The organism is Chitinibacter sp. SCUT-21 (genome assembly GCA_041874755.1).
GTDB lineage: Bacteria > Pseudomonadota > Gammaproteobacteria > Burkholderiales > Chitinibacteraceae > Chitinibacter.
Window position 1 is genome coordinate 3,335,396 of the sequence record CP102611.1, and the last position, 12,698, is coordinate 3,348,093.

The following is a 12,698-nucleotide window of genomic DNA, read 5'->3' on the forward strand; positions in this document are numbered from 1 at the left end:
GCTTGACCTTATGTTAACTATTGATTATGGAAGAGGATTTACTCCTGCAGGTAGGGTACCATATTGCTTGCCTTTGATGATGGCATGGCGCAATTCACGTGCTTTGTTGGAGTACCATTGCGTCACCGTTGGATTGGCCGCATCAGTATAATCATCTTCAACGTCAGTCATGTATACCACGCCTAAGCCCGGAACATGGTGCTCGGTGTTTACCTCAACAACCTTCCAACCTGCTTTGGCTGTGTTCCAGCTTGGCCAAGTAATGGTGTAGGTTGTTTTAAGTACACAAGTATCAAAGCTTCCCAATGCGGTGGTAACTTGGCCGCGGCCTGTATACAGTGCTTCTGTTTTCATATCGCGAGGGTCAATATCGTTGCCACCACCAATCCACGAGGCTTTGACTGCTTGAGTGCGCATATCGGTCACGGGCACATTTTTACGCAAACCACCATTCCAAAAGGCAGGGAAAGCATCCCATTTTGCCGCAAATGCCTGCATGAAATACTGCGATGGTCCAACCAAACCACTGCTAGATGGATTGTTGGCATCACCCTCTTCACGCCAGCCTAACCAAGCATTGGTTGCCGCATCGCTATAGGCAAAACCATTAAGCTTAAAGTTGGTGGCTAGACTTGATCCTGATGGTGTGGTGCCTGCTGGAGTGTTTGAGAGTGCTTGTAAGTTGGCGTAAGAGCTAACAGATCCTTGATATTGTCCCGGAACGACGAAATAATACGGTTCGACTTTTGCGTTCACACTGACGAGCGGATCATTTCCAGCAAATTTGACGTAGTTAGTAGCCTGGCCAACTTTTGAAGATTGCACGTAGGCATCTTTGCGCCAGTTGAAATTGTAACCACTACCGTTGTAGTTGGCTGTATATTCAAATACCGAGCCCATCAAATTTTGCGCAGCAAGGCTGGTATCTGTTGCGGTCAAACTACTTGGTAGTTTTGTTGATTTCATACATGCGCCGAAGGTGCTGTCATTTAGTATTGCGCTACCGTAGTTTGTATTGCCGACGACTATACTAGTTAATTCTCTAGATTGTGATGCAGACCAGACTTTTTTACTGTCGGAGTTAAGACCCGTTTCTTCGTAGTCTCGGCGAATTACCCCCAAAGTTGGAGCAGTCCAAATTGTAGTTTTGAATGTGATGTTAGTGGCATCGCTCGCTTTCGCTCCTGCAGCATAACTGTGGGTTACATTGCCATTTTCCGTGTATTTACATGCTTTAATTGCCCCTAATTTCGTCGTAATTATTTCACTGCCAACATAAGTATGCGAATAGGTAATTGAGCCTGTTTTGTCTGTGTTTTTTAAATAGGTTCGAGTAAGCGGCCCGTATTTTACCTCGACATCTTTTTTCAACCCATCGAGAGCTAGGTCGGCGGGGCGATCAGACTTGTAAGTAAAACCAAACTGATAATTCTTGCCGACCCCGACGTCGCCAGGATTGTCATCATTTCCTTCTTCTTTGTAGCCCCAATAGATTCGGCCAGCAGGTGACCAGTAGTCATTCAAGTCGAGGTACCAAGGTTTGAGGAGCTTACTGCCATTTGCCGATGATTGGCTGCTGACGATGTATTTATAAGGTCGGGTAATCGCTGTCGTGGTTGAACCTGTGTCGTTGGTAAAATCTGTAATTGTTTTCTCAGGAAATTCAATTAATTTGGTCGCGGCAGCACCTTCGGTATCTTCTCCGCGCGAAGCATTCCATCCTGCATTCCCGGTGGCTGGATCGAAATCGCTTAATTTGTAGGACGTATAAATCCAGTGGGCTCGATCTTCTGGTTGTTCAGTCAGCGTTATTTTGCTAACACCTGAAATGGAATTGCCTGCAACCAATCCTGCCATGCAACCGCCATATGTGTCTTCGTTAATTGCGGTTGATTGGGTAATTGGTGTTCCGCCTGTGGGTGATTTTCCGCCATTATTTGTAACTGTTTCAACTGCAATTTGAGTGGTCACAGCTGCGATATTAATGCTGGGGTTGGCCGCAATGATATCTAGTAAATTGTCGTATACGTTGCCTGTGCTAGAGGTACTGGTTGCTGCTTGTAAAGTGCCGGCTAAAAAATCGCCAATACTATTAAGATCGCTGCCTGATACGCCAAGGCTTTTTAGCGTGTTGATGACTTGGCTTTGTGCGGTTGCTAATGCTTGGCTATTGATCAAGGTCGCAGCGTTAGGTGCAGCAGTTGTGCCAATTTGGCTGAAAAAATCAGAGGGCTGTTGGCCTGATAATGCAGCAACAAGCATGGTAGTTAATGGTGTGATGTTGGCTGTGGAGCCCGAGGCTGAAGTTGCAACAGAGAATAAGCTGCTTGTGTTTGCGGGCCCTGTTGCTGAGCCAATATTGCCACCAGACACCTGGACGACAAACGGAGCTGTGAATCCCGATAATTGAGCTTCAGTAAAGGTGTAGGAGCCTGTCGTATCGGTTTTAGTGGTTGCGGTAGCACCTTTGCTATCTTTGATGGTAACTGTTGCATCTACAATTGCTGAGCCTGTTGCAGCAACACCGCTTAAAGCTTTTGTGGTTGCGCTGGCACTCGGCGAACTGCTGCTGTCGCCACCTCCGCCGCCGCAAGCGGTTACTGCCATTGCAGTAAAGCTACACACCAACAATCTAACGATTAGTTTTTGCTTAAAAGTATTCCGCATTATTCATCTCCACTCGGTTTGTCTTTCCGACTATCGGAGATCGTAATTTAGTTTTTGGTTCTTTTTCTTCAAGTGTAAGCTGACTTTCGGTTGCGATCTTGACGTTTCGTAAAAATGGGCTAGCTCAGATTACTTTCGCCTGAGTAATCATGCTTTGAAGCTCTTGATTCAAACTGTGATAAGTGCCTGCGTCGATCAGTCCTTCTAGCCGGCTGAGGAAGTGGTAGGCTTGATTGAGTAAGGCGTCGCGTTCTTTTTTCTCGACGGTATTTTCGCTGCGCAGATATTTGATAATGGCGTGCGTGCTCGAGAGCATCAGGCGTTGATTGAAGGTGGTTTGCGCGGTAGGTAATAGTTTCTCAATCGCTTCGGCAAACTGTGATTTAAGCATCAACTGTACGCCTTCATTATTCAGCTCGTTGATCTCGCTGCCAGCTTGTTGGATAAATTGCTGCCACACGGGGCGCATATTGGCCGAGCTTTCTAACATGCCGGAAATGTGCTTGGTGGTAATAAAGCGTTGTGCGATGTGCAGCAGCCATTTATACGGTGCCGTTGCGCCACTGGCCTGCTCGCCCTCAATGGTGGCAGGGCAAACAATATCGGCGGTCATAATAAAACTAACGGCAATTTCCAGTACAAACTCGGGGTCGGCCATATAGGTTTCGATTTGCTCGAGTAATTGCGGTTTACCTTCGTATACCGCCGAGGCGAGCAAATCAATAATCCGATTGCTGGTGTTATCTTCGCGCTTGGCAATTTCGCGCACCATGCGCAAGTATTTATCGGCATCCGAGCTATTATTTTCACGCCGAGCAGCGAGCGCCAATTGCAGTACCGTTTCGCCGCTGAGTAGTGAAGAATTGCCGCCGCAAGTGACAGCGCGTTCCAAAAATTGCTTGGCTTTGCTCGAGTCGCCAAGCATATTGGCCAAATTGCCAGCTTTTTGCAGGCGCCCGACATTATTGGGTGTCAGCGAGAGGCATTTTTCAAACACCGCCATCGCTTCATTTAAGCGACCTTCGGCCATATACATGGATGCGAGCTCTTCATACGCATCGACGTATTGGGCGTGCTCAACAATCGCGGCTTGGAGTGTATTTTCCGCCTGCGTTTTTTTTCCTTGCCGACTCAGTGTTTTAGCTAAACCAAGCTTGGCCCAGGGTACAACACGCTGTTTTAGAATCTCTTCAAATAACTTAGCCGCTTCGTCGAGCTTGCCCGCTTCAAGTAATAGCGACGAGAGTAAGCGCATCAAATCATTGCTAAACCCGGCGGCTTTGGGGACCAGTGACTTTGCGACTTCAATTGCACCCAGCGTGTCGCCGTCGTTGATTTTGTCGTAAATCGGTTTAAGAAAGCGTTTTCTGCTCCAAGCTAGCGATAAACGTTGGGTGAGTTGCTTGCTGGTAAAGGGCTTGATCAGGTAATCATCGGGGCCAATTTCGGCGACGGCGACCACTTTTTCATACGATGCTTCTGCCGTGATCATAATCCAGATGGTGTAGAGCGGTAATTCACCGCTATGGCGCAGCTCTTCCAGTAGCTCCTGCCCGTTCATGCCCTCGCCAAAATGGTAATCGCACAGCACGACATCATAATCACTATTGCGTAAGCGGCGGCGCGTCTCACCAATGCTGCTGGCTGCATCGGCGCGATTAATCCCCGATTGTGCCAAAGTCATGCGAATGGATTGGCGAACAGTCGGCGCATCGTCGGCAACCAGGACGTGAGCTTGGGTGAGTTCTTCGGACATTGGCCTTTGGGGAAATGGAAGGGCGATAGTCTTACTATCGGCCAAATTCAAGCAAGCTCAAGGACAGATTGGTTTTTGTCGCGCAGAAATAACAAAAACCACAATAATCAATTGCCACTTGGCGCATGCGTTTCCAAGAGGATGGCTGGAAAGAAACATCATTGTGAGTCGATGCGATGGCGCTTTACGATTACCCAATTAGCAGTGCCTGTTGGTGCAGAGCTTGCGGTTGAATTTAGATCAAGGTGTCTATTCCTCTGCTGTACAAAATAAAATGAAGTTGTTGTCACTTGTAAGCGCTGGCAACGTTATAGCCGCTTTTATAGCCGGGTTAGTTCGTGTGAGTGCTCATATGCATTATTAACCCTTCACTGCTAATAGCTGATCCGTGCTCAGGCCGGTTAGTTTTTTAAGGCTATGCAGCAGGTACCATAGGCTGATCATTAGGACGATCATGCTTGGGATTGCAATCACAGGGTAGCTAAGCGCTGTCATTTTGCCCAGTTCGGCCGCAAATTCACTGGTGCCCGGAGGGCTTACCACTATCCAACGGGCCAAGAGATAATTCAGGGCTCCCGATAAAAAGAACGAGCTTGCTACTAAGTAGTTCGTAATGCTCAGACGTTTACCAAGCTCGGCTTGTAGTTGTGCCGTAGCTAGGGCTTGCTCGATGGCGGCTAAGTTTAGAATTTGATCGTTATAAAGCAGCTTTTGGAGTAGCGGATAGGGGGTAAACTGACTAATCAACAGCACTAAGCCAATCAGGGTGGGAATTGCTGCTTCCTTGATGGCTAAATACTTAGGGTCAAGCTCGAGTAAACTAATGCCACCGGTAAGAAGCACACTGACTACCCCTAGAATCGAAATAAAATTGACTTTGCCGCTTTGTTTTAAATCGTACAGGCCGTAACCTAACGGGAAGGCTAGCGCGGCTACCACTGCCCAAGTAGGTCCAAGCCACTGTTCGGTGCTTAATTTGGTGAGTATCAGCGTAGGGATCAGAATGTTTAGCAGTAGATTGCCAAACAGGCTAGGTTGCTTTTGTGTGCTCATCGTGTTCACCAAATGTAAAGTTGCTGATGTTATTAAAGGTGCCCATAGGCAATAAACCAATTAAACTCACCGCCGCTTAAACAGCTATTTGCAACGGGCACATCCTCTGCGCCGGAATAATCCAGATCAACACGGAACCCAAGGACTTTAGTAATGACTGCCTCGTCAAAATTTATCGCGCAGCCTAGTATTGCTGATTTGGCAACTTTCGCAACGGCGGTAGATTATTCTTTGATGAGTCGCCTCACGCCAGATCCAAATGGGACAGTAGACGGGGATGATCATCGTGCTAGGCAAGTTTATTCTGGCCATTATGTTCGTGTGAAGCCCACCGCACTTAGCGATGCCGAGTATGTTAGTCACAGCCAAGCCTTTTTTGTTCAATTGGGCCTAGCCGATCAGCTTGTCCATGATCGTGGTTTTAGGCGGCTATTTTCTGGTGATTTAAGTCAGGTCCCTGCACCAATGGTGCGTTATGGCTGGGCAACGGGCTATGCACTTTCGATCTATGGTGCTGAATATACCCAACAATGCCCATTTCGTACTGGTAACGGTTATGGTGATGGCCGTGCAATCTCGGTTTTTGAGGGGGTGTTTCGCGGTCAACGCTATGAAATGCAATTAAAAGGTGGCGGGCCAACGGCCTATTGTCGCGGCGGTGATGGCCGCGCAGTCTTACGCTCAAGTGTGCGTGAATTTTTAGCCCAAGAATATATGCACGCCCTTGGTGTTCCCACATCGCGTTCACTCACGTTATTTGTATCCAAGTCCGAAACGGCTGCACGGCCTTGGTATTCACCCAATTCCTATTCAAGCGACCCCGACATCATGGTGGACAACCCGGTCGCTATTGCAACTCGCGTTGCGTCATCATTTTTGCGGGTTGGCCAGATCGAGCTGTTTGCGCGCCGAGCACGAGTCAATGCGCATGAAAATGCACTACCTGAGCTGCAAGCCATCGTGGCGCATTTGATTGAGCGTGAGTATCAAGGTGAAATCGATTCAAGCCTTGAATTTAATCAACAGATTATTGAGTTGGCCAAAGCTTTTCGCATGCGCTTAAGTAAACTCGTCGCTCATTGGCTGCGGGTCGGTTTCTGCCAAGGTAATTTTAATAGCGACAACTGCCACGCTGGTGGATTAACCCTAGATTATGGTCCTTTTGGTTTTTGTGAAGCCTTTGAGCTCGATTTTCAGCCATGGACCGGAGGCGGCCAACACTTTGCTTTTTTTAATCAGCCTGCCGCCGCCGAGGCTAATTTTCATATGTTCTGGCAGGCACTCCGCGCTTTACTCGCGCAAGATCAGCAAGCAATGGATCAATTAGACGAAGTTCGCCGTAGCTTTAAAGCCGAGATTCAGCAGCAATGTCAGAGCATGTGGGCCGCAAAATTGGGCTTGAGCGAGTTTCCCCAACGATTATTCAGCCAATTAATTCTGTTAATGACGCAAACAAAGCTGGATTACACGATCTTTTTTCGTGAGCTATCACATATACCCGCAGAAATCGGAAGCCTGAAAAAAAGCTTTTACCAAGCAATTTCCACTGAACTGGATCAGCAATGGCAAGATTGGCTTGAGCAGTGGCATATAGCATTGGCAAATGAAAAATTAGATTTAAATACGATCCGCATGAATATGCTGGGCACCAATCCTAAATACACTTGGCGAGAATGGTTGGTTGCACCCGCGTATGAGCAAGCGCGACATGGTGACTATTCACTAATTGAAGAGCTAAAACAGGTTTTTAGCGACCCATATAGCGAACAAGGGCTGGCGATTGAAGACAAGTACTATCAACTAAAACCGAATGAATTTTTTAGCGCAGGTGGTATTTCACACTACAGCTGTTCGTCTTGAATCACTGAATGCACAAACATCGTAAGTTAAGCAAGGCAAGGGCGATTATCACAGCATCATAGACCGTTGACTCGATCCGCTCCTGGCTAGCAATGGATGTCATCATTTTTTGTTTTTTTTCGTGGGTATTTGCCTGTAATTCAATCGTGGATTTTACTTGATAGTAATACCTTGGTAGGTATTCTGTAGATTCTTCACCCGCAGCAATTCGCCTGCGACGCCATCGACCATCTGATCTAGGCCGATGCCGCAGCAGAAGGGGCCGATTGCGTATGATGGCAATGACAACCTGACGCGCCAAGCGTTTGGCCTTGGTTGATTGATTATCGTTTTGATGAGCGGCTTGATGGTATCTGGTATCTGTGAACGGTGGCAGACATCGACGCTCAGTACGATGTTCGGGTTAGATCACCCAGCGTGGCGATCGCGAGGTATGTTGGGAAATGTCACTACTTTGATGCTTGGATTGGCTCTTGTGTATGATTGTTGCCATATGAAGTTGGGGGGGCAACAATAAAAACTGGATTGCAAGCTAGATGGGTTTGCACGCTTGGATAGTTGGGTTTTGCTTGAGTGAGTGTGGCGGTGATTTTTGAGATTTTGGTAAAAATATACCAACAATGATACCAACAATGGATATTGGATTTACTTAGATAGGTTTGGATCGCGTTGGATACAAAAAACCCCGCAAACCTTTGTTTTACGGGGCTAATTGGACTTCTTTGTACTGCTTTGTATAACAAAATGGTGCCCAAGAGAAGACTCGAACTTCCACACCCTTGCGGGCGCTAGGACCTGAACCTAGTGCGTCTACCAATTCCGCCACCTGGGCACGTCTGATGTTATGATGTTGTTTGAAGAGTTGGTGCCCAAGAGAAGACTCGAACTTCCACACCCTTGCGGGCGCTAGGACCTGAACCTAGTGCGTCTACCAATTCCGCCACCTGGGCTCTTCACAACAATCATTCATTTGCAACGAGCTACAAATTCGCAGCGCCGCTACATCAGAGAGGCGCTATAATATGCAATCAGACGTAGAGCGTCAACCTTAATATGAAAAAAACGGGATCAATGGAAAAAACTCCAGTAACTAAGAAAAAACCTACTCGCAAAATCACTGGCTTGCGTGCCCAAGACCCTTATCTCGAGCGCGAAAAAGGGCGCTATGAATATCCTTTGCCGTCGCGTGAATTTATTCTGCAAATTCTTGCTGAGCGTGGCGCGCCGATCATGGCCGAAGAATTGGCCCAATTACTCAATATCCGTGAAGATGAATTAGTCGCGTTCGAGCGCCGTATGCAGGCCATGGGGCGCGAAGGGCAGCTCTTGCTCAATCGCAAAGGCGCTTTGTGCCTGCCCGAAAAGCTCGATTTGATTGCGGGTAAAGTACAAGGCCATCCCGATGGATTTGGCTTTTTAATTCGTGACGATGGGGGCGATGATTTATTCCTTGGCCCCAAGGAGATGGACAAAGTCCTGCACGGCGATCGCGTACTGGTGCGGCACATTGGAGTTGACCGCCGTGGCCGGCCAGAAGGCAGCATTGCCGAGGTGCTTGAGCATGTAAATCAGCGACTAGTTGGTCGTTTGCATAATGAGCGCGGCGTGTTTTTTGTCACCGCCGAAGATAAGCGTATCAGTCGCGATATTTTGCTCGAAGCGCAAAACACCGGTGGCGCGAAAGCGGGGCAGGTGGTGATGGTTGAGCTGTTGGCGCAGCCGTCCCGCTATTCTCAGCCTGTGGGCCGTGTAATCGAATTGCTTGGCAATTACGACGATCCAGGCATGGAAATCGAAATTGCGCTGCGCAAACATAATTTGCCGCATGTGTTTTCCCCAGAGGCGCAAGCGCAAGCCGACGCGACGCCGCAAAAAGTGAAAAAGAAAGATTGGAAGCCCGTGCAAGGCGTTGAACGCGTTGATTTGCGCGGGCTGCCGCTGGTAACGATTGATGGCGAAACGGCGAAAGACTTTGACGACGCGGTTTTTGCCGAGAAGAAAGGCAAAGGTTGGCGTTTGGTTGTGGCGATTGCCGACGTTAGCCATTATGTGCGTCCGGACGACGCCTTGGATTTAACCGCGATCGAGCGTGGTAATTCGGTGTATTTCCCACGCCGCGTCATTCCGATGTTGCCTGAAGCGCTGTCCAATGGCGTGTGTTCGCTAAACCCCGATGTTGAGCGCCTGTGTATGGTGTGCGATATGAAGGTCACGCAAACCGGCGAGATTAAAAAATATCAGTTTTACCCAGCGGTGATGTTGTCGAAAGCGCGTCTGACCTATACCCGGGTGTGGGATATGTTGCAAAACCCTGATGGGGAAGATGCCCAGGCCAATACCCGTTTGCTTCCGCATCTGAATACACTGTACGATTTGTATAAAGTGTTTGTTGCTGCGCGCCATGAGCGCGGTGCAATTGATTTTGAAACGCAAGAAACTGAAATGCGTTTTGACGACTTTGGCAAAATCAAAGCGATTGTGCCGGTGGTGCGTAACGACGCGCATAAATTGATCGAAGAATGTATGTTGGCGGCCAATGTGTGCGCGGCGGATATTTTAATCAAAAACGAGCATGTGGGGCTTTACCGTGTGCACGAAGGCCCGACGCCCGAAAAACTGAAAAACCTGCGCGAGTATTTGCGCACCATGGGTTTGAGTTTGGGCGGCGCGGAAGATCCGAGCGCCAAAGATTACGCGCAATTACTCGAAAGCATTAAAAACCGCCCCGATGCGCCGCTATTGCAAACCATGTTGCTGCGTAGTCTATCGCAAGCGGTGTATTCGCCTGATAATGAAGGCCATTTTGGCTTGAGTTACGAGGCGTATGCGCACTTTACGTCGCCGATTCGTCGCTACCCCGATTTGCTGGTGCATCGCTCGATCAAGGCGATTTTGGCTGGCAAAAAATACAAGCCAGCAACGAAGTGGGAGCAGCTTGGGGTGCAATGCTCGATGACCGAGCGCCGCGCCGATGAAGCCAGCCGCGACGTGCAAAATTGGCTCAAGTGCTACTACATGCAAGACAAGATCGGCGAAGAGTTTATGGGCTCAGTGTCCGCCGTGACTGGTTTTGGCATGTTTGTACTGCTTGACGAATTGTATGTCGAAGGCTTGGTGCACGTGTCCGAATTGGGTACCGATTACTTCCATTACGACGAAAAGCGCAAAGAGCTTAAAGGTGAGCGCGGTGGGCAGGTGTACCGGATTACCGATCGCGTCAAAGTGCGTGTAGTGCGCGTTGATTTGGAAACCAGCAAGATCGATTTTGCCTTGGTCGACGATTTTGGCCGCTTGGTCGGCGTGAAGAGTGCTTCGGCTGCCACCGCTAAAGCGGGTGCTAAAACAACCGCTAAAGCGGGTGCTAAAACAACCGGTAAAGTCGGTGCAAGAGCGGCTGAGAAAACGCCGACGGCCGCAACTGAACCAGCTAGCACACGCCGAACTAGCGCAAAGCCACGCGTTCAATCTGGCGGAGTACCTGCAACTCCGCGCGCGAAAACGGTAGCCACTGAACCGGCTGCAAAGCGCAAAAAGCCGGGTACCGCTACGCAGCGTCGTCGCGCGCAAGCGGCGGCCGCCGCCACTGGTGAAGTGAGTACTGGCACACGCCGTCGTCGGCGCTAAACTTTGGGGGCAATTGCACTTTGGCGCTTTGCCCCCATCTGATTGTTTAAGTATTGATTGAAATTTGAAAATATATGAAATCTGAAGGAAACCGGATGTTTATCGTAGACCGTTCTGCCGCCATTATTCGCCCCAAGCAGCCTTTTTTGGATTGGCTTAACGCCTTGCCGGGTAACGATGTGACCTTAACGTTGGCCGAAATTCGCTCGGACTGTACCGTGATTTTGGTGCCTGAAGCGGCTGAACCTGAAGACTCGATCGCGTTTATCGACGATATTGCCGATAAATTATTCGATCAAGAATTGGCGTCTTGGGTGGCCGATGATGCGCTGTGGCCAGAAAAGCGCAGCTTAAAGCTATTTTGGGAGTGGTTTGACGTTGAAATTCATCTGGGCGTGATGGATGCGGTGTCGGATGATATTCACAATACGCCGACCGATCACAACTACCATTAATTGTTGGACTAGAGCTGAACCGAAACTGAATCGTCGCCATCATTGATGGCGACTTTTTTACGCAGCGAGAAAATATGCGCTGTGCTTAAATGACTTTCATTCAGTCTTATTAGGGCAAGGGTAGTCATATGAAAAAAATGCTAATTGCAACGCTATTGTCAGTGCCCTGCATGGCTTGGGCTGAGTCGGCTGTGCAATATAATGTCGTCAATCTAGATGCCAGCGTCAGCCGACAAATCGACAACGATATGGCGCAAGCCACTTTGTTTGTTGAGTTAACCGATACCGATTCCAGCAAATTGGCTGAGAAAATCAATCAAACGATTACTGCCGCGCAAAAACAGCTCAAGCAATACCCGAGCGTGCAATCGGCAGGCACGGGTTATAGCAGCTACCCAATTTACAATAACAAAACCAATCAATTGCAATCATGGCGCAGTCGCGGCGAGTTGCGACTCAATTCGAAAGATTTTGCCGCCTTATCGCAATTAATCGCGCAATTGCAAAAGCCGCAAAGCAATGGCATCGCGCTGCAATTGGCTGATATCCGTTATGAAGTTTCTGAGCAAAGTCGCAAAGTAGCGGAAGACGCTTTAATCGAAGAGGGAATTCGTGCCTTCCGTCAACGTGCGGCTATTATTCAGCGCAGCATGGGTGGTGCGGCGTGGAAGACGATGCAGATGAATGTTCAAACGCAGTCGCATTATCCATCGCCACGTCCAATGCTGTATAAGAGCGCGGTGATGTCGGCCGAAGCCGCACCAGCGCCTGCGCCAGTGGATGCCGGCGAGAGTCGTCTGGTTGTTAATGTGAATGGCAGCATTCAGGTCGGCGAGTAATGTTGCCCGCAATTCTCAAACTAAACCCCGTGTCGCGTTGGCAACGGGGTTTTTTATTGTCGATGCATTTGCTTGCTGGCGTGAATGCGTGGTGGATGTCGTGGCCGATGGCCTTGGCGCTGGATGGTGTGCTTGTGCTGTCTTTGTTCTGGCAGTGGCGGCGCGAAAATTTGGTGAGCTCAATTCAATGTTTGCCGGATGGCGTGATGCAGGTGCAATTGAGTGAGGGAACAAGCCATTTAATGGAGTTGCAGCCCAGTAGTGTGCTGACGGCACAGGTGCTGGTGTTGCATCTGAAGGGTGAAAACAAACGAATTAATTTCGTGGTGTGGCCTGATAGTGCGGATGCCGAGGTTTTGCGGCAATGGCGTATTTATTTGCGCTGGATGTGGCCAAACGCGGTTCGTAGGGCAAAAATACCTCTGTAGGTATGCAAGGCCACGG

At 48.9% G+C, this 12,698-nt stretch carries 8 protein-coding genes and 2 tRNA genes; 5 read left to right on the forward strand and 5 right to left on the reverse strand.

Annotation, left to right across the window (positions count from 1 at the left end; translation table 11 throughout):
- Nucleotides 1-24: 24 nt before the first annotated feature.
- The 3 genes from NT239_15600 to NT239_15610 all read right to left on the reverse strand — a co-directional run bounded on the left by NT239_15600 (nt 25) and on the right by NT239_15610 (nt 5,476).
- Nucleotides 25-2,607, reverse strand: a complete 2,583-nt coding sequence (locus tag NT239_15600; GenBank protein XGA71162.1) for a hypothetical protein — start codon at nt 2,605-2,607, stop codon at nt 25-27.
- A 184-nt stretch (nt 2,608-2,791) separates the two neighbouring features.
- The gene (locus tag NT239_15605; GenBank protein ID XGA71163.1) at nt 2,792-4,423 is read right to left on the reverse strand and encodes a response regulator; all 1,632 of its coding nucleotides are present in this window, start codon (nt 4,421-4,423) and stop codon (nt 2,792-2,794) included.
- A 360-nt stretch (nt 4,424-4,783) separates the two neighbouring features.
- Nucleotides 4,784-5,476, reverse strand: a complete 693-nt coding sequence (locus NT239_15610) for a hypothetical protein (protein ID XGA71164.1) — start codon at nt 5,474-5,476, stop codon at nt 4,784-4,786.
- Nucleotides 5,477-5,629: 153 nt separating this feature from the next.
- On the opposite strand from NT239_15610, the gene NT239_15615 reads away from it, so the two are divergent.
- Nucleotides 5,630-7,336, forward strand: a complete 1,707-nt coding sequence (locus NT239_15615; GenBank protein XGA71165.1) for a protein adenylyltransferase SelO family protein — start codon at nt 5,630-5,632, stop codon at nt 7,334-7,336.
- A 745-nt stretch (nt 7,337-8,081) separates the two neighbouring features.
- On the opposite strand, the gene NT239_15620 is transcribed toward NT239_15615, so the two are convergent.
- Nucleotides 8,082-8,168: transfer RNA gene (locus NT239_15620), tRNA-Leu, on the reverse strand.
- A 31-nt stretch (nt 8,169-8,199) separates the two neighbouring features.
- Nucleotides 8,200-8,286, reverse strand: a tRNA-Leu gene (locus NT239_15625).
- 121 nt (nt 8,287-8,407) lie between these two features.
- Between NT239_15625 and rnr the strand changes: the two genes are divergently transcribed.
- The 4 genes from rnr to NT239_15645 all read left to right on the forward strand — a co-directional run bounded on the left by rnr (nt 8,408) and on the right by NT239_15645 (nt 12,682).
- Nucleotides 8,408-10,960 carry a ribonuclease R gene (gene rnr, locus NT239_15630; protein ID XGA71166.1) on the forward strand — a complete coding sequence of 851 codons (2,553 nt, stop codon included), beginning with the start codon at nt 8,408-8,410 and terminating at the stop codon, nt 10,958-10,960.
- Between the two features lie 95 nt (nt 10,961-11,055).
- Nucleotides 11,056-11,415 carry a hypothetical protein gene (locus tag NT239_15635; protein ID XGA71167.1) on the forward strand — a complete coding sequence of 120 codons (360 nt, stop codon included), beginning with the start codon at nt 11,056-11,058 and terminating at the stop codon, nt 11,413-11,415.
- A gap of 128 nt (nt 11,416-11,543) precedes the next feature.
- On the forward strand, nt 11,544-12,254 hold the full coding sequence (locus tag NT239_15640) for an SIMPL domain-containing protein (GenBank protein ID XGA71168.1): 711 nt from the start codon (nt 11,544-11,546) through the stop codon (nt 12,252-12,254).
- Complete coding sequence (locus tag NT239_15645) at nt 12,254-12,682, forward strand: hypothetical protein (GenBank protein XGA71169.1); 429 nt, start codon at nt 12,254-12,256, stop codon at nt 12,680-12,682. Before NT239_15640 ends, NT239_15645 begins: the two co-directional genes overlap by 1 nt.
- Nucleotides 12,683-12,698: the final 16 nt, after the last annotated feature.